At 45.5% G+C, this 16,712-nt stretch carries 20 protein-coding genes; 18 read left to right on the plus strand and 2 right to left on the minus strand.

The window, feature by feature from the left end; all coding sequences use genetic code 11:
- The first annotated feature begins 3 nt into the window (after nucleotides 1–3).
- The 18 genes from MUK70_RS03090 to MUK70_RS03175 all read left to right on the plus strand — a co-directional run bounded on the left by MUK70_RS03090 (nucleotide 4) and on the right by MUK70_RS03175 (nucleotide 14,858).
- On the plus strand, nucleotides 4–1,224 hold the full coding sequence (locus MUK70_RS03090; RefSeq protein ID WP_234655429.1) for a beta-ketoacyl-[acyl-carrier-protein] synthase family protein: 1,221 nt from the start codon (nucleotides 4–6) through the stop codon (nucleotides 1,222–1,224).
- Nucleotides 1,225–1,419: 195 nt separating this feature from the next.
- Nucleotides 1,420–1,686 carry a phosphopantetheine-binding protein gene (locus MUK70_RS03095; RefSeq protein WP_234602377.1) on the plus strand — a complete coding sequence of 89 codons (267 nt, stop codon included), beginning with the start codon at nucleotides 1,420–1,422 and terminating at the stop codon, nucleotides 1,684–1,686.
- Between the two features lie 2 nt (nucleotides 1,687–1,688).
- Complete coding sequence (locus MUK70_RS03100; protein ID WP_234655428.1) at nucleotides 1,689–2,555, plus strand: lysophospholipid acyltransferase family protein; 867 nt, start codon at nucleotides 1,689–1,691, stop codon at nucleotides 2,553–2,555.
- Complete coding sequence (locus MUK70_RS03105; protein ID WP_234655427.1) at nucleotides 2,555–2,974, plus strand: hotdog family protein; 420 nt, start codon at nucleotides 2,555–2,557, stop codon at nucleotides 2,972–2,974. Before MUK70_RS03100 ends, MUK70_RS03105 begins: the two co-directional genes overlap by 1 nt.
- Before the next feature lie 22 nt (nucleotides 2,975–2,996).
- The gene (locus MUK70_RS03110) at nucleotides 2,997–3,410 is read left to right on the plus strand and encodes an acyl-CoA thioesterase (RefSeq protein ID WP_234655426.1); all 414 of its coding nucleotides are present in this window, start codon (nucleotides 2,997–2,999) and stop codon (nucleotides 3,408–3,410) included.
- 10 nt (nucleotides 3,411–3,420) lie between these two features.
- Nucleotides 3,421–4,503, plus strand: a complete 1,083-nt coding sequence (locus tag MUK70_RS03115) for a beta-ketoacyl synthase N-terminal-like domain-containing protein (protein WP_234655425.1) — start codon at nucleotides 3,421–3,423, stop codon at nucleotides 4,501–4,503.
- A gap of 44 nt (nucleotides 4,504–4,547) precedes the next feature.
- Entirely contained in the window at nucleotides 4,548–5,120 is a 573-nt protein-coding gene (locus MUK70_RS03120; protein WP_234602382.1) for a hypothetical protein, read from the plus strand.
- Between the two features lie 33 nt (nucleotides 5,121–5,153).
- Nucleotides 5,154–5,411 (plus strand): phosphopantetheine-binding protein, encoded by a 258-nt coding sequence (locus tag MUK70_RS03125; protein WP_234602384.1) that lies wholly within the window; start codon nucleotides 5,154–5,156, stop codon nucleotides 5,409–5,411.
- 8 nt (nucleotides 5,412–5,419) lie between these two features.
- The gene (locus MUK70_RS03130; protein WP_234655424.1) at nucleotides 5,420–6,604 is read left to right on the plus strand and encodes a beta-ketoacyl-[acyl-carrier-protein] synthase family protein; all 1,185 of its coding nucleotides are present in this window, start codon (nucleotides 5,420–5,422) and stop codon (nucleotides 6,602–6,604) included.
- 28 nt (nucleotides 6,605–6,632) lie between these two features.
- Nucleotides 6,633–7,595: a beta-ketoacyl synthase chain length factor gene (locus MUK70_RS03135; RefSeq protein ID WP_234655423.1), complete on the plus strand. Its 963-nt coding sequence runs from the start codon at nucleotides 6,633–6,635 to the stop codon at nucleotides 7,593–7,595.
- Nucleotides 7,585–8,349, plus strand: coding sequence for a polysaccharide deacetylase family protein (locus tag MUK70_RS03140; protein WP_234655422.1), 765 nt, complete (start codon nucleotides 7,585–7,587; stop codon nucleotides 8,347–8,349). Before MUK70_RS03135 ends, MUK70_RS03140 begins: the two co-directional genes overlap by 11 nt.
- Nucleotides 8,342–8,971: a flexirubin biosynthesis/transport protein LolA2 gene (gene lolA2, locus MUK70_RS03145; protein WP_234655421.1), complete on the plus strand. Its 630-nt coding sequence runs from the start codon at nucleotides 8,342–8,344 to the stop codon at nucleotides 8,969–8,971. Before MUK70_RS03140 ends, lolA2 begins: the two co-directional genes overlap by 8 nt.
- A 24-nt stretch (nucleotides 8,972–8,995) precedes the next feature.
- Nucleotides 8,996–9,352 (plus strand): ApeI family dehydratase, encoded by a 357-nt coding sequence (locus MUK70_RS03150; RefSeq protein WP_234655420.1) that lies wholly within the window; start codon nucleotides 8,996–8,998, stop codon nucleotides 9,350–9,352.
- Between the two features lie 141 nt (nucleotides 9,353–9,493).
- Complete coding sequence (locus tag MUK70_RS03155) at nucleotides 9,494–10,390, plus strand: glycosyltransferase (protein WP_244784651.1); 897 nt, start codon at nucleotides 9,494–9,496, stop codon at nucleotides 10,388–10,390.
- A complete protein-coding gene (locus tag MUK70_RS03160) occupies nucleotides 10,380–10,574 on the plus strand; it encodes a hypothetical protein (protein ID WP_244784849.1) in 195 nt (64 codons plus the stop codon). Before MUK70_RS03155 ends, MUK70_RS03160 begins: the two co-directional genes overlap by 11 nt.
- 157 nt (nucleotides 10,575–10,731) lie before the next feature.
- A complete protein-coding gene (locus MUK70_RS03165) occupies nucleotides 10,732–12,960 on the plus strand; it encodes a sodium-translocating pyrophosphatase (RefSeq protein ID WP_234655418.1) in 2,229 nt (742 codons plus the stop codon).
- A gap of 177 nt (nucleotides 12,961–13,137) precedes the next feature.
- Nucleotides 13,138–13,449, plus strand: a complete 312-nt coding sequence (locus MUK70_RS03170; protein ID WP_234602392.1) for a hypothetical protein — start codon at nucleotides 13,138–13,140, stop codon at nucleotides 13,447–13,449.
- A 176-nt stretch (nucleotides 13,450–13,625) separates the two neighbouring features.
- Nucleotides 13,626–14,858 (plus strand): multidrug effflux MFS transporter, encoded by a 1,233-nt coding sequence (locus MUK70_RS03175; protein WP_234655417.1) that lies wholly within the window; start codon nucleotides 13,626–13,628, stop codon nucleotides 14,856–14,858.
- 6 nt (nucleotides 14,859–14,864) lie between these two features.
- Here the strand turns inward: MUK70_RS03175 and MUK70_RS03180 are convergent, their stop codons facing one another.
- Complete coding sequence (locus MUK70_RS03180; protein WP_234655416.1) at nucleotides 14,865–15,803, minus strand: nucleoside hydrolase; 939 nt, start codon at nucleotides 15,801–15,803, stop codon at nucleotides 14,865–14,867.
- Entirely contained in the window at nucleotides 15,800–16,708 is a 909-nt protein-coding gene (gene rbsK, locus MUK70_RS03185) for a ribokinase (RefSeq protein ID WP_234655415.1), read from the minus strand. The genes MUK70_RS03180 and rbsK overlap by 4 nt, the downstream gene beginning before the upstream one ends.
- Between the last annotated feature and the right edge of the window lie 4 nt (nucleotides 16,709–16,712).

The following is a 16,712-nucleotide window of genomic DNA, read 5'->3' on the forward strand; positions in this document are numbered from 1 at the left end:
TTGATGGATCATAGAGTTGTCGTAACCGGAATAGGGATTTATTCTTGCCTGGGTGCAAACCTGAACGAGGTCACGAAATCGTTATATGCCGGCAAAAGCGGGATTGTTTTTGATCAGGTCAGGAAGGATTTTGGCTTTCGTTCCGCTTTAACGGGTATGGTTCCTGAGCCGGATTTGAAAAATTACCTGTCCAGAAGGCAGCGCCTGGGCATGCATCAGCCTGCGATCTACGCATACATGGCAACCCGCCAGGCGCTCGAACTGTCCGGGCTAGAGGTGGATTTCCTCGAAACCACAGAAACAGGCATCATTTATGGCAACGACAGCACCGCAGCATCCGTGGTGGAAGCAGTTGACAAGGCCAAAGAAAAGCACGACACGACATTAATCGGAAGCGGCGCTATTTTTCAAAACATGAATAGCACGGTCAATATGAACTTGTCGACGATCTTTAAGTTGAAGGGCATCAACTTTACGCTCAGCGCCGCTTGCGCGTCTGGTTCACATTCAATAGGAATGGGTTATCTGATGATCAGGCAGGGGTTACAGGACAGGATCATTTGCGGCGGTGCACAGGAGATTAATTCAGCTGCTATGGCTAGTTTTGATGGCCTGGGAACGTTCTCCATGCGCGAATCGGATCCCACAAAAGCATCCCGGCCCTTTGATCGGGACCGCGACGGGCTCATCCCGAGCGGCGGCGCAGCCACCGTCATTCTTGAATCTTACGAAGCCGCAGTGAAGCGCGGCGCTCCGATCCTGGCTGAGCTGATCGGTTACGGGTTCTCATCCAATGGTGACCATATTTCTAACCCAAGCATTGACGGACAAACCCGCTCTCTGCGAATGGCCATGACTCAGGCGGGCATTGCAGCCAGCGATGTAGATTACATTAACGCGCATGCAACGTCTACGCCGGTGGGCGACGGAAGTGAAGCCCGGGCTATTTTTGATGTGTTTGGTAGTAAAACGCCCGTGAGTTCAACCAAATCCATGACAGGTCACGAATGCTGGATGGCCGGCGCGAGCGAGATTGTGTATTCTCTGTTGATGATGCAAAATTCCTTTATTGCACCGAACATCAACTTCGAAAATCCCGACGAAGATTCGGCCCGGATCAACGTCGTGGCACAAACTAAAGAGCAGGATATCAATTGCTTCCTATCTAATTCATTTGGTTTTGGTGGGACAAATTCTACGCTGATTCTCAAAAAGATCGACTGACCGGGTGCGCGGCAGTTGCATAAACTTCGTGACCGGCAGTCCCTGGCAACCATAAATTTGTATTTTTGTTCTGCTCCGTATTCTATTATGGCATTCAATGATTTTTAAGCGGAATTATTGTGCAAGCCTTAGAATTTATTTGAAAAAAGAGCAATATTTTTAAACTATCAGCCAGAATAATCTAATTTTGTAGCCATGTATGTTAACGACGTAAAAATGAGTTGGGAAGAAGTTATCGAAGAAACGAGGGATTTTTTATCTGAGGAGTTTGAGGTGGACCGGAATCTGATTCTTCCTGAAAACAGTCTCAAAGAAACGCTCGATTTGGACAGTCTTGACTATGTGGATCTCGTTGTGCTCATTGAAGAAAATCTTAACATTAAAATTACCGGTGAGGATTTCAAAGAGATTGTAACATTCGGCGATTTCTATCAGCTTGTCCGTAAGAAACTAAATTTGTAGGCATGAGCCGTTGGGATGGTAAGACCAAAGGATCATTAGCGGGTTATAAAATTTTTCTCTTCTTTATCAATACGCTTGGGCTGAACTTTGCCTACGGGCTTTTGCAACTGGTAACATACTATTATTATCTGTTTGCAAAAAAGCAAAGAAGCGCCTTGCTGGACTTTTACCAAAATATCCTTCATTTTCCTGTTGCGAAGGCCAAAAAGCTGGCCAGAAAGAATTTTTACATTTTCGGCCAAACATTGGTTGACCGTGCCGCATTTTTGCTTGGCAAGACCGAGCATTTTACGCATGTTTTTGAAAATGAGCAATATCTGATTGATATCCGCGAAGGTGGAAAAGGGGGAATATTACTGAGTGCGCATCTGGGCAATTGGGAAACGGCCGGGAACTTGCTGAAAGGGCGCGTTACGCCAACCATTAACATTGTCATGCTGGATGCGGAAGTTGAAAGTATCAAACAGTTTATGGACACGTCGACAGGCGGTTCGCGCTTTAAAGTAATTGCGATCAAGGAAGACCTTTCCCACATTATAGCGATTCGTAATGCGCTGGTTAATAATGAATTCATAGCCATCCATTCCGATCGTTATCTCGACGGCGCGAAATTTATTGAACTGGATTTCCTTGGAAAAAAAGCAAAGTTCCCCTATGGGCCATTTGTGATCGCTTCCAAGTTTGATGCACCGGTAACATTTGTGTTTGCAGCAAAAGATGGTAAATACAGCTACCACCTGAGCGCAACAATGCCGATTACCGACAAATTAAAACCAGAAGAAATCGCCAGATTATACGTGGCAGAGCTGGAACGAAAAGTGCAGGAATATCCCGAACAATGGTTTAACTATTTCAACTTTTATGTTTAATGATCGTGCCCCAAGTGTCTATTAATCAATATATTCCGCATAGGGAGCCCTTTATCATGATCAGCAGTCTGGTAAGCGTTACGGCTGAAAGGTTTGAATCGGAATTTGTTATTGAAGAGCATAATGTGCTGGTCGAAAACGGACATTTTACGGAATCGGGACTGCTGGAAAACATTGCGCAAACTTGTGCGGCATCATTCGGGTTTTTAGCACGTGAGGAAGCGGGAGAGCCTAAAATCGGCTTTATTGGCGCAATGACCAAAGTAGAAGTTTCGGCGCTTCCGCCGGTCCATTCAACAATCCGGACCATTGTGATTCCACTACATCAGTTAGGAAATATTTACCTCGTTAAAGGGGAAAGTTTCATGGAAGGGCGTATATTGCTCGGCTGTGAAATGAAGATTGTGGTGACACAATAACCCCTAACGAGATTGAAAACATATGATTGCTTCGGAGATCGAAATTGATATACGTTTCAGTGAAACAGATGCAATGGGCGTGGTTTGGCATGGAAACTACCTCAAATTTTTTGAAGACGGAAGAGAAGCATTTGGCAAAACATACGGATTGGAATACCTGACGATTTTTGACAAAGGCTATTTCACACCCATCGTAAAATCCGAAATTGACCATAAGGCGCCCGTCTATTACGGACAGATTATCAAGGTGATAACCAAATATGTTCCTGCTAAATCTGCAAAGATCCAGTTTGAGTACGAGGTTGTTAACCTGACAACAGGCGAATTGTGTGCCGTAGGAAAGACAATGCAGGTCTTTTTGGACAAGGAAACGCGCACGTTGGAATTGATTACGCCCGATTTTTACCGGGAATGGAAAGAAATAAATAAGGTTTAGTAAAATCAGCATGACCTACATTGGTGCCGAAGTTATCATAAGTCCATTGGGTAGGACCACAGCTGAAAATTGGGCTGCTATCCGTGCAAACCAGTCGGGGATTTCCTTGGTTAAACGGGCCGGCTTTGATAAATCAGATCTTTATTTATCGAAAATGCTGGATCTGGTTGATGATTATAAATTTGAAAAGCTTCTCATAGATGCGTTATCGACTGTTGCACAAGAAATTGATCCTGCAATCCTGACTTCGGACAGAACCATTGTTATCATCAGCTCGACGAAAGGTGAACTGGATAAAAACATCCACGACCAGTTTGGAAAGAGCATTTCGGCATTGATTTCCCGGTTTTTGCTTGCAAATCAGCCAGTTGTGCTTTCGAATGCTTGCATATCGGGTGTGTTGGCCATCAATGCAGCTGGTAATTTTATTGATGCGCAAATTTACGATCATGCTGTTGTTATTGGTTGCGATCTGATCTCCGACTTTGTGATTTATGGATTTCAATCGCTTTTCGCAGTGAGCGATCAGCCTTGTGCGCCTTTTGATACTTTACGCAACGGAATTACAATGGGCGAGGGCTGTGGCGCTGTTGTGGTGTCGCAGACAAAGAATATTTTCCGGAATGGCGCTTTGCAGCTGTTATCCGGCACAAGTGCCAACGATGCCAACCACATTTCCGGACCATCGCGAACAGGTGAAGGCCTTTTTCGGAGCGTAAAAAAGACTTTGGAAAACAATCAGCTTACGGCGGAGGACATTGACTTTGTGTGTGCCCACGGAACGGCCACTGTATTTAATGATGAAATGGAATCGATTGCTTTCGACCGTCTAGGCCTCAGTGACGTCCATCTCAGCAGTTTGAAGGGGTATTTCGGTCATACACTTGGCGCTGCCGGTGTAATCGAAACTGCTGCCTCCATGCAAATGATGCGGCATGGCCTTTTGGTGAAAAGCCTGGGATACAGGGAAAGTGGGACTTCGAGAAAATTAAATGTCATTGCAGAAAATGCCGCTAGTCAGCCAGAGACGATCCTGAAAACAGCATCCGGATTTGGCGGCGGAAATGCATCTTTGATTATCAGAAGTTTATGAGTTGTATTACCACATTTTGTTATTTATCCCCAGACCAGTGTTCGGTGAACGGTGAAATTGTTTCCACGCGCCACATGAGTTCCGCCGATAGTTGGTTTAAACAGATTTATAAGGAGCAGGAATTTGTATACCCCAAGTTTTACAAAATGGACGCGCTGTCGCAGGCTGGCTTTCTGGCGTCTGAATTGATAAAAAGATCAAATCAGGGACTTACCAGCGAATATAAGGACGACGAGATAGCGATGCTTTTTGCAAACCAATCGTCCAGCGCGGATACGGATATGCGGTTTATGCATTCCTACGAGCACAATGGTGCGCCGAGTCCTTCTTTATTTGTATACACATTACCCAATATCGTTTTGGGCGAAATAGCAATCAGAAACAAGTGGTATGGCGAAAATATGTTCGCTGTTTTGCCTAAATTCGCACCCGGTTTTTTCGTAGACTACGGGAAGATTCTCCTGTCAACCGGCGCGAAAGCGTTACTTTGCGGGTGGCTGGGAGTCCTCGGGGATGACATTGAAGTGTTCGTATTCTTAGTGGAAAGCGAATCGGATAATGGCAGTGATTTCAACGTGGAAAACCTTACGGACCTCGCACAATTGGGCCATCCATAACAACTCGAATTTAAGTTTACTTATGAATTTACAATGGATAATTTAAAGGAAGATCTTAAAAAACAAATCATAGAGCAGTTAAACCTCGAAGATATTACGCCTGCCGACATAGCGGACGACGCATTATTGTTCGCTGACGCAGGTCTTGGACTTGATTCCATTGATGCGCTGGAACTGATTGTACTGCTCGAAAAATACCATGCAATACAAGTCGTTAATCCGGAAGAAGGGAAGGTCGCATTTAAGTCGATCGATACAATGGCCGAATATATCCGTCAAAGGAAAAGCTGAAAACTAAAATGGGTGTCCGAATCACCGGTATTGGCATTGTCTCAGCGATTGGATTAACCGTTGCGGAAAACCTGCGGGCGCTCAGGGAAAGCAGATCCGGAATAGGGCCGGTCCAATATTTGGAAGAGGAGGAAGGATTGCTGGTTGGCGAAGTAAAAATGTCCAGTGAAGCATTGCAGAAAGAGCTCGGAATCGGTTCGAAAGGCATTTCCCGCACATCCTTACTTGGCCTGAAAGCTGCAAAGGAGGCTTGGGGTGACAATAAGCATACACACAACCTCAAAACCGGCATCATTTCGTCGACATCCGTGGGCGGAATGGATAATACTGAAGGTTTCTATAAAGCATATCTTGCCGGAGCAAATCCAGATTTTAATATCTTAAAAACGCACAACAGCGGCAGTACTACTGAGCGGATTGCTGCAGAGCTGGGTATTTCGGGCTATATCAATACATTGTCAACAGCCTGTTCGTCAGGTGCCAACGCAATAATGCTCGGCGCACGCCTGCTGTTAAGCGGAAAGCTGGACCGAGTTCTGGTGGGAGGTTCGGACGCATTAACGCAATTCACAATTAACGGTTTTCGCTCGCTGATGATTTATGACGATCAATGGTGCAGGCCGTTTGACGAAACCAGAAGCGGACTGAACTTAGGCGAAGGTGCTGCCTTCTTACTCCTGGAAAATGAAAAGAGCATCAAAAATTCGGGAAATAAAACGATTGCTTATATAAATGGTTGGGCGAATGCGGCGGATGCTTATCATCAAACTGCATCGTCACCAGATGGAAAAGGCGCTACGATGGCTATAACCAATGCTTTGGAGCGATCAGGCATCCCCTTGGAAGACATATCTTACATAAACGCTCACGGAACAGGCACAAAGAATAACGATTTATCCGAATCCGTTGCGCTCAGGAATGTATTTAAGGAAAATATCCCGGCTTTCAGCTCAACAAAACCATTTACAGGGCATACATTGGCTGCCGCAGGGGCGATTGAAGCGGTTTTTTCAATTTTGGCCATCCAGCATCAGCTCATTTTTCCTAACCTGAATTACGCCGTAGCCATTGCCGAAACGGGTCTGGAACCGGTTACATCATTGCGAAACGAAAAACATGTTAAGGCAGTTCTTTCTAACTCCTTTGGTTTTGGAGGAAATAACTCGTCACTGGTCTTTTCAGATCGTGAATGACTTTAAACAAATTCAAAGCTTTTTATAGTTGTATTACATTTCTGCCACATCAACCATTTCGCATCAGCCCACATTTCAAAATGTAGGCTTTTCTGCTGCTATTCAACCAGTGCAGGCATCATCTGCGCTCCTGAGCCCGGACTATAAAGAATTTATTGACGCAGGACTCTTGCGCAGAATGAGCAAAATTTTGAGGATGTCAGTGGCCTGTGCGCAGGACTGTATCCGGCAAGCCGAAATAGAGCAGCCCGGCGCAATCATCGTTGGGACGGGACTGGGATGCCTTCTTGACACGGAAAAATTTCTTAACAATGTTATAACCATCAAAGGCATGCTTCCGCCGACCTCGTTTATTCAGTCGACGCACAACACGATGGCTGGGCAAATTTCGCTTAGCATTGGCAACCACGGATATAACATGACCCATACCCAAAATACGGTGTCATTCGAAAATGCCATGCTGGACGCCATGCTGCTTTTGGATGAAAAGGAAGAAAACATTCTGGTGGGCGCTGCTGACGAAGCCATTGACTTTTTGAACGAAATTTCTGATAAGCTGCACCTGCATCTGCACCTTCCGCTTACTTCCGGAGCGTCATTTTTTATTCTTTCCAATCAAAAAAATGATCGGTCGTTGGCGCATGTGAAAGATACCCGGACCTTTGGGCTTGTGGATGACGCCGGTGGGTTGATCCGTGCATTTTTGACAGAAAATCAGGTTAATGTTCGAGATTTGGATTTGGTACTCTTTCCGGGAATTAGTAAGGATAGCAGCGGTGTGACCAACTTATTTGCGAATTTAGGGTTAGACAAAGGTAAATGTGCTGACTATCTCTGTTTTTCAGGAATTTATCCAACTACTTCTGCTTTTGCACTGCATTTAGCTGTTGACAAAATGAAAGCGGATAAATCGCTAAAAAATGTACTGATTTGCAATACATTAATTCAAAGTAACCTGGGGCTGACACTCTTGCAATCCGTTGAAGCATAATATCGTTACAGCAATAGCCATCACTATATTCGCACTCAGCGGAATCATCTTCTGGGAAACGGGCTTTGCATGGCTGATATTTATCGCAATCGCACTCGCATATCTGGCTGTCACTGCGTACGGATCTTTCAACATTCAGGCGAATTATTTTCTGAAATCTACCAGTCGGGGAAAGCGCAAGTCAATCGCATTAACCTTTGACGATGGCCCGGATCCCGAAACCACCCCCAGGATTCTGGACATGCTGAGAGAGAAAAATGTAAAAGCGACTTTTTTTGTCATTGGTAAAAGGGCCGAAAAACATCCTGAGCTGCTCCTGCGGATCGACGAAGAAGGTCATATTGTAGGTAATCATTCGTACAGCCATCACTATCTCATCGCATTCTTTTCGACAGAGAAATTAAAGAATGATCTGGATCGTTGCTCTGGCATTATTGCCGGTATTCTTGGAAAAACACCAAAATTTTTCCGCCCGCCGTTCGGTGTTACCAACCCGCGCTATGCGCGCGTACTGCGTAATCTGAAACTGGATTCCGTAGGTTGGTCGCTGAGGAGTCTGGATACAAAGGCGCGGAATAAGTATGAAATCATCAATCGGGTTATATCTGCTGTTAACGCGAAAGACATCATTTTGCTGCACGACAATCGTAAGGTAACAGCCGATTCCCTGGAAGACCTTATTGAACATTGTTTGCAAAAGGGAATAAAAATCGAGCCGTTGTCGAAGCTGATCCAAAAGGAACCATATGAATAAATTCACGCTAATGTTGCTCATATTTTCCGCGGTCATCAGAATCGCGGAAGGGCAATCATTTAACAAAGTTTCCAATCCTGAGAAAGTTTTTCTGGAACTGCGTAAGGCTTCGCAATCCGTCAATTCCATTCAGGCGGCATTTACAGAGGAGAAAATGCTGTCGGTTTTAAAAGAACCCGGGCATTCATCCGGGGTTTTTTATTATAAGAAAAGCGACAAGATGCGATGGGAGCAAAAATCGCCTTCTAGTTATGTAATATTAATTAACAGCGATAAATTACGCGTTCAGGAGGCTGGAAAGGAGAAAAATGTGGGACAGGCAAGTAGAATGGCTGGGCAGATCAAGGAGCTGATGATCGGGCTTGTCAACGGTGATTTTCAGCAAAACAAAGCATTCGCACAAAGCTGCCTTGAAAGCACGGGCCAATATATGATCGTCTTAACGCCGGTTAACCGCAGACTAAAAAATATTTATTCCAAGATCACTTTGGTTTTCCCTAAAAGTACGTTGCATTTAAAAGAGCTGTCTTTTTTTGAAAAAGGCGGGGACAAGAGCGTGATGAAATTTCAGAACGAAAAGTTTAACCACCCCATAAACGATAGTCTTTTTTCTAACTTTTGAGGTATCCATTATTAGAACGTTGGCATGTTTGTAAATAGTCTCTATTTTGTTATCAGCAATGAATTGACTTCGGAAAGCATTGTTTCAGAGATAAAGATCAATGAACAGCATGCCGTATTTGAGGGCCATTTCCCTGGTTCACCCGTTATGCCTGGCGTGGTGCAATTGCAGATTGTGAAGGAAATTCTGGAAGCACATCTGAGGAGGAAACTGGCAATGAAAACGATGCGGACCTGTAAGTTCCTGGAAGTGCTTAATCCCCGGGAAAATCCAAATGTCCGGATTAACATCAAATACAAGCAGTCGGAGATTTTAGATGTTGTTGCCTCAGGAGAAGCCCAGGGAAAGGTTTTTTTTAAAATGCAGGCGAGTTATCTTTAATCAAAGATTCGTTTCAATTTACTCAGCGGCCGATTCATTTAAATTAGCCATCTGATCATAAATATAACAATGACCTTAAAGGACATCAATTGCTGCGTAATCGTACCCACTTACAATAATATCAAAACAATAGAAGGGATTATGGAATCCCTTCTTCTCTTCTCAGGCGGACAAGACATCATCGTCGTAAACGACGGCTCTACGGACCGAACGCCATATCTGCTGTTAGATTATCGACGGAGGCTTACCGTCATTGATTATGTGCTTAACAATGGCAAGGGCCACGCGCTCCGCGCAGGTTTCAAAAAAGCGATTGCCATGGGTTACGACAATGCCATCACGATCGATTCGGACGGGCAGCACCTGGTTTCAGACATTCCGCTTTTCCTGGAAGCTGCCGCTAAAAATCCCGGTGCTGTGATCATGGGGTCCAGGGATATGGAGCAGGAGGATGTACCTGGTAAGAGTTCCTTCGGTAATAAGTTTTCGAATTTTTGGTTTAAGGTCGAGACAGGCATTTCACTTCCGGATACGCAAACGGGTTTCAGGTTATATCCGCTGGCCGAAATTGCCAAAATGAAACTTTATACAACCAAATTTGAAACGGAAATAGAAGTTCTTGTCAGGCTTGCATGGCGCGATGTGCCGATCATTCCGGTAGACATTCACGTGATATACGATAAAGAGGAACGCGTGACGCACTTCCGCCCATTCAAGGATTTTGCCCGGATCAGCGTGCTGAATACAGTGCTGGTCACCCTCGCGCTGCTTTACTTTTTGCCCAGAAAGCTGATTAGGGAAGTAAAAAAAAAAGGTCTCTGGAAGACCATTAAAGAAGAGGCAGTAAAGGCGGAAGAATCCAATTTAAGCAAGGCAAAATCCATTGGTTTTGGGTTTTTTATGGGCATTGTGCCAATTTGGGGTTTCCAGCTGCTGATTGGCATTCCGCTGTCCATTTATTTTAAGATGAACAAGGCTTTTTCTGGCCGCAGCCAATATCAGCATCCCTCCATTTATTCCCCTTATCATTTATTGTAGTTACAAGTTCGGTGGTCTGTTCTATAAAAATAGCGTGCAACTTGCTTCTTTTGAGAACCTTACACTTCAATCAATCCATGTAAATTTCGTACAATATTTTATTGGCGGAACATTGTTGGCGGTTGTAGCCGGACTTATCGGCTTCCTTCTAACTTATCTTTTATTGGTCATTTTTCGCAAGTAACGCCACTTGAACAAGATCCGAGTTCTTCGCACTTTCTACAAATTTTTATAAAATCTATACGAATTGATCAAAAATTAGTGGTTTCGGATTTTGTTATGAGGTCTCATTCTCTATATTTACGAGATTTTAAAAACCTCTAACCTAATTTAGTTATCGCATGAGTAACATTACCTATTTAGTGCCGGCTTTGGGCCTTGTTGGCTTGCTGGTTATGTTCTTCAAAAGAGGCTGGGTTGTCCGGCAGGACGGTGGAAGTCCTGAAATGAAAGAAATCGCGGACGCCATTGCAGATGGTGCCCTTGCCTTCCTGAAAGCCGAATGGCGTGTACTCATAGTTTTTGGTATCATTGTTAGTATTTTATTGGGTTACTCAGGCACATTGGTTGAAAACTCGAGTGCCTTTATTGGCATATCGTTCCTGGTCGGTGCATTCATTTCTGCATTTGCAGGCTACATCGGGATGAATATTGCAACAAAATCCAACGTCCGTACTACGCAGGCAGCACGCACAAGCCTTACCAAAGCGCTTGAAGTGTCATTTACCGGCGGTTCCGTTATGGGCATTGGTGTGGCAAGCTTAGCTGTGATCGGTTTGGGCGGTTTGTTTATCATTTTATATCATTTTTTCGTTGGCGACAGCACGGATGTCAATGGTCTGGGCATGGAAAAAGTGCTGGAGGTGCTTGCCGGTTTTTCACTGGGAGCTGAATCCATCGCGCTTTTTGCGCGCGTAGGCGGCGGTATTTATACCAAAGCTGCTGACGTTGGTGCTGACCTTGTAGGGAAAGTTGAGGCCGGAATTCCGGAAGATGATCCACGAAACCCGGCGACCATTGCCGATAACGTGGGTGATAACGTCGGCGATGTAGCGGGTATGGGAGCCGATTTATTCGGTTCATATGTAGCAACAATTCTGGCAACAATGGTTCTGGGTCGTGAGATCATTTCTCAGGGAACAGATAATTTTGGCGGTATTTCGCCGATTTTGCTTCCTATGGTCATTGCTGGAATGGGCCTCATTGCGTCTATCATCGGTATGTTGCTGGTTCGCGTGAAAAATGACCAGGGTAATGTGCAGGGCGCTTTGAACCTGGGTAACTGGGGTTCTATCATTCTTGTTTTAATCGGAAGTTATCCGCTGACGATGTGGATGTTGCCCGAAGGAACGTTAACCATTCGCGGCGTTGATTTCACTTCGCTGGATGTCTTCTGGTCTATATTATTGGGGTCGATTGTGGGTGCTATCATGTCAACTGTGACGGAATATTACACCGCAATGGGCAAAAGGCCTGTTCAATCCATTGTAAATCAGTCGTCAACTGGTCACGCTACCAACATTATCGGCGGACTTTCTGTGGGAATGGAATCTACTGTGATCCCAACATTGGTGCTCGCTGCGGGTATTTACATCAGTTATGAATTTGCCGGACTATATGGTGTGGCAATTGCGGCTGCTGGTATGATGGCAACAACAGCCATGCAACTTGCCATCGACGCATTCGGCCCGATTGCCGATAATGCCGGTGGAATTGCCGAAATGGCGCATTTGCCGGAAGAGGTCCGTGGTCGCACGGATATTTTAGATGCTGTCGGGAACACTACCGCTGCCTCCGGAAAAGGTTTTGCCATTGCATCCGCTGCGCTTACTTCACTGGCGCTTTTTGCCGCTTTTTGTGGTGTGGCGGGCATTAATTCAATTGATATATATAAAGCAAATGTGCTCGCCGGGCTATTTGTGGGAGCGATGATCCCATTTATATTTTCCTCACTGGCCATTGCGGCAGTAGGCCGCGCTGCCATGAAAATGGTTGAAGAAGTGCGCAGGCAGTTCCGCGAGATCCCGGGCATTATGGAAGGCACTGCCAAACCCGAATATGATAAATGTGTGGCCATTTCCACACAAGCATCCATCCGCGAGATGGTTGCGCCAGGTCTCATTGCACTGATCGTTCCGGTCATCGTCGGTTTCCTTTTTGGCCCTGAGGTGCTGGGTGGAACACTGGCGGGAGTAACAGTTTCGGGCGTTTTAATGGGTATTTTTCAAAACAACGCCGGTGGTGCGTGGGATAATGCTAAGAAATCTTTCGAAAAAGGAGCCGTTATCAATGGGGAAACTTACTATAAAAAGTCTGAACCGCATAAGGCAGCAGTAACCGGCGACACGGTAGGGGACCCTTTCAAAGACACCTCCGGCCCATCGATGAACATCCTTATCAAGCTGATGTCCATCGTGTCCTTGGTTATTGCACCACACATTGCCGTGGACAAAGCGGAAATAGAGGGCTTCGATGCGAAAGTAAAGGGAATACAAGTTGCAGCTGCGCAGAAAGCTGCCAAAAGCCTGGAACATGTTGCTCACTATCCCGCGAAGGACATTGCAAAATAAGCATCTGTATTTTTAACATTTAAGCCACTCCGTATAAATGTGCGGAGTGGCTTTGATGTTAATGAATGTCCAGCTTACGCCCGGAACGATTTTTGTTGGGGTTTAATGCTGCCGTTGCAACGTTGCCGATTTTGGCAAATAGCGGGAGCGGTAAAAATCTCATTAAAAAGAATGATCATGAAAAAAGTATTTGTTTTAGCTGCATTGATCGGATTGTCGACAGCAGCATTTGCACAACAGGACGACTCGAAAACCAAAACAGAAAAAGCTGTCGATAATACGAAAGCTGCTGGAAAAAAGGCAGGTAAGGAAATCAAAAAAGACGCAAAGTATGTTGGTGAAAAAACCAAAGACGGTGCCGAAGCGGTAGGTGATGGTGTGGAAAAAGGAGCTGATAAAGTAGAAAAAGGAACAAAAAAGGCATATAAAGCCTCAAAACGGGAAGCGAAAGAATTGAAGGAAGACGTAAAGGACAAAACAGATAATTGATCGGTTATCCTGAAAAACAAATGCCCGTGGACACATTCGTGTTAACGGGCATTTTTGCATTATAACGGGAATGTAATTTAGGATAGTGATCATTGGTGAAAATATTGTACTTATTGAAAAACAGGAACTTAATTTCTTGAAATGCTCGTTAAAGGGGGGTAAGTTTTTAATATTTCATGAGTCGTAAGCAGTATTTTTTCATCATTCTTATCCTGGGCTCCCTGGCCACGGTAAGTCCATTTTCCATAGACATGTATCTTCCTGGTTTCCCGCGCATTGCGATGGAATTGGGGACCACGATTAACAGGGTTCAGCTTTCGCTGACCAGTTATCTTGTGGGGATCTGTATCGGGCAAGTGCTCTATGGTCCGCTATTGGATAGGTTTGGGAGGAAAAAGCCATTGTATGCGGGTTTGGCATTGTACGTGGTGGCATCTTTTGGCTGCGCGCTTACTTCTTCTGTTGACGCATTAATCGTGATGCGTTTCTTTCAGGCGATGGGTGGATGTGTTGGCTTGGTTGCCTCGCAGGCGCTGGTCAGCGACCTTTTTCCATCCGATAAACGCGCCGAAGTTTTTTCGTTGATTACCCTTGTTATTGCCGTTTCGCCAATGATCGCCCCAACCGTTGGAGGTTATGTTACTGCATCGATTTCTTGGCAGTGGATTTTTATCATTTTAGCAGGAATCGTTTCACTGATTATTGCGGCGATCTACTTTTTCTTGCCGACAGGACGGGAAGCAGATAATTCCGTTTCCCTGCGCCCCAAAGCGGTGATGAATGGCTTTGCAACGGTTATCAGGCAGCCTCAGTTCCTGATCTATACATTAGCAGGCGGCCTGGCAACAGCTGCTCCGTTTGCTTACATCGCCGGTTCCTCCGATGTTTTCATGAACATTTATAAGGTTACCGAGCAGCAATACGGATGGATTTTCGCTTTCCTCGCCGTTGCAATGATTGGTTCTACGCAACTGAACCATATATTACTGAAAAAATTCAAGAGCGAGCAGATCATTAAGGTGACCTTATTTTACCAGAGCATTGTTGGCGTTCTGCTGATTGCGGGCGTTTATAACAACTGGTTCGGACTATACTCGCTGATCGGGATGATGTTCATCTTCCTTACCGGTCAGGGACTTACGGGACCAAACGGCTCTGCATTGTCGCTCGCACCGTTCAGGAAACACACGGGCAGTGCTTCCGCCTTAATGGGTAGTTGGAGAATGGGTGCCGGGGCAATTATTTCTGCTATTGTGAGCGTTTTACATAACAATACGGCCTTACCGATGGTGGGCATGATGGCCGCTTGTTCTTTGGGCGGACTCGTAATTCTGCACGCTGGTAATGCGGTTGTCAAGCACCAGGCAAGCAGGAGAGAAGTGGAAGATGAAGTTTCGGTTCTGCTTTAAAACAAGTCAGGGGAGTCGTTTGACAGCCTGATAGATCATTTCCATATAAGCTTCGCGGTTAATGTCATAGGCGACTTCGGTGTTGGGCTTCCTTTGCAAAGTATTGTAAAAATCAACCACTGTTGCTCCTGTCGTTAGTTCGCCTTTGGTTTCCACATCTACATAGCAAGGTTTAGTCGCAAACACAGAAGGGTTTATCAGCCAGGCAATTGCACACGGGTCGTGTAATGCTGCGCCTCCTTCAAGTTCCGTGTGGTGCTCGCGGTAATACACCGAAAAGAAATCCATCAGATCCGCTGCTGCATTTCCCGATTTGTTGCCAATGGCCCTGAAATGATCTATGTCTTTCTGGTAAACCAGTGCCTTATGCGTCACATCAAGGCCGCACATGGTAATTGGGATGCCAGAATTGAAAACAATGGCGGCGGCTTCGGGATCACAATAAATGTTAAATTCTGCCAAAGGAGTCATATTGCCTCTGAAAATTCCACCACCCATTAATGATATCCTGTCAATTCTATTCTTCAAATCCGGATAAGCCAGTAAGAAGGTAGCAATGTTGGTCAATGGCCCGGTGGGAACGATTGTAACTCCTTCATTTGCTTCCCTTACAATCTTGGCTATGGCTTCAATGGCTGAACCTTGGGCGGGTTCACGGGTAACCACTGGTAGAGAGGGTGCATTAAGTCCCGTTTCGCCATGCGCATAGTCGGCAACGATTAAATCCCTGAATAACGGCTTCTCTGCACCCCGATATACCGGAATGTCAGCTTCAATCAATGTGAGGATTTTTAATGCATTGGAAAGTGTCTTTTCCTGTGTTTGGTTGCCGGCAGAAACCGTAATCGCTTTAATGTCAAACAAATCACATCCCACCGCGAGCATCAGCATCAATGCATCGTCATGGCCCGGGTCGCAGTCAATGATTAATGCCCTCTTTTTCATGCTGATTTTTCAATAAGCTCCTGTCTGTATGGAGCGGAATTTTGTGCACCGGCGCGCGTCACAGATATAGCAGCGGCCCTGCAAGCGAAACGGCATGCTTCGGGCCAGCCCTCTCCCGATGCAAGGGCGGTAAGTATAGCGCCATTAAACACATCTCCCGCCGCTGTCGTATCCAGTGCTTTTACTTGTTGGGCAGGGATTATTTCTGTGAAATGTTTATTCGACAAATAGACGCCTGCACTGCCCAGCGTAATGATAACATGTTCAATGCCAGCCCTGTGAAAATACCCGGCGGCCTTTTGCATAGATTCAGCATTCCCGGGATAAATGCCTGTAAGCATCTGTGTTTCGGTTTCGTTAGGGGTGATCAGAAAAACGCCTGCCAGCAACGTTTCATCCAATGAAACTGCTGGCGCCGGATTAAGAACAACCTTAATGTTTAACTTCCGGCATTTTTCTACAATCCAGGCAGTGGTTTCAAGCGGAATTTCCAGCTGGATCAAAACAAAATCGACGCCTTCGAAAATCTGATCCGGGAGATCGGCGGGCAGCAGATTCATGTTCGCGCCGGAAGCTACGACAATCTCGTTTTCACCGTTTGCATTCACCGTAATCTGCGCAATGCCCGAGGCATACTCGGTTGTTTCCAGCAAATAGTCAATGTCCAGTCCTTCTTTTACAAAACCTTTTTTCGCTTCATGCCCAAAAATATCTTTTCCGATTTTGGCGACAAAGCGGACATCTGCACCCAGCCTGGCCGCTGCAACGGCCTGATTGGCACCTTTTCCGCCAGCATTCATCAAAAACGTTCCTCCCAGAACCGTTTCGCCCGGTTTTGGGAATTCGGCCGTTTGCACAACCATATCGGTGTTGGAGCTTCCTATGACAAGGACTTTGTTTTTCATTTAG

Source organism: Dyadobacter chenwenxiniae, assembly GCF_022869785.1.
Taxonomy (GTDB): Bacteria; Bacteroidota; Bacteroidia; order Cytophagales; family Spirosomataceae; genus Dyadobacter; species Dyadobacter chenwenxiniae.

Excerpts from the sequence above, each read along its gene's own strand:
- MUK70_RS03100 (WP_234655428.1), top strand. The coding sequence starts at position 1,689 with ATGAGCCGTTGGGATGGTAAGACCAAAGGATCATTAGCGGGTTATAAA.
- MUK70_RS03170 (WP_234602392.1), top strand. The coding sequence starts at position 13,138 with ATGAAAAAAGTATTTGTTTTAGCTGCATTGATCGGATTGTCGACAGCA.
- MUK70_RS03155 (WP_244784651.1), top strand. The coding sequence starts at position 9,494 with ATGGAATCCCTTCTTCTCTTCTCAGGCGGACAAGACATCATCGTCGTA.
- MUK70_RS03125 (WP_234602384.1), top strand. The coding sequence starts at position 5,154 with ATGGATAATTTAAAGGAAGATCTTAAAAAACAAATCATAGAGCAGTTA.
- MUK70_RS03150 (WP_234655420.1), top strand. The coding sequence starts at position 8,996 with ATGTTTGTAAATAGTCTCTATTTTGTTATCAGCAATGAATTGACTTCG.
- MUK70_RS03110 (WP_234655426.1), top strand. The coding sequence starts at position 2,997 with ATGATTGCTTCGGAGATCGAAATTGATATACGTTTCAGTGAAACAGAT.
- MUK70_RS03165 (WP_234655418.1), top strand. The coding sequence starts at position 10,732 with ATGAGTAACATTACCTATTTAGTGCCGGCTTTGGGCCTTGTTGGCTTG.
- MUK70_RS03115 (WP_234655425.1), top strand. The coding sequence starts at position 3,421 with ATGACCTACATTGGTGCCGAAGTTATCATAAGTCCATTGGGTAGGACC.
- MUK70_RS03130 (WP_234655424.1), top strand. The coding sequence starts at position 5,420 with ATGGGTGTCCGAATCACCGGTATTGGCATTGTCTCAGCGATTGGATTA.
- MUK70_RS03180 (WP_234655416.1), bottom strand. The coding sequence starts at position 15,803 with ATGAAAAAGAGGGCATTAATCATTGACTGCGACCCGGGCCATGACGAT.
- lolA2 (WP_234655421.1), top strand. The coding sequence starts at position 8,342 with ATGAATAAATTCACGCTAATGTTGCTCATATTTTCCGCGGTCATCAGA.
- rbsK (WP_234655415.1), bottom strand. The coding sequence starts at position 16,708 with ATGAAAAACAAAGTCCTTGTCATAGGAAGCTCCAACACCGATATGGTT.
- MUK70_RS03095 (WP_234602377.1), top strand. The coding sequence starts at position 1,420 with ATGTATGTTAACGACGTAAAAATGAGTTGGGAAGAAGTTATCGAAGAA.
- MUK70_RS03090 (WP_234655429.1), top strand. The coding sequence starts at position 4 with ATGGATCATAGAGTTGTCGTAACCGGAATAGGGATTTATTCTTGCCTG.
- MUK70_RS03175 (WP_234655417.1), top strand. The coding sequence starts at position 13,626 with ATGAGTCGTAAGCAGTATTTTTTCATCATTCTTATCCTGGGCTCCCTG.
- MUK70_RS03105 (WP_234655427.1), top strand. The coding sequence starts at position 2,555 with ATGATCGTGCCCCAAGTGTCTATTAATCAATATATTCCGCATAGGGAG.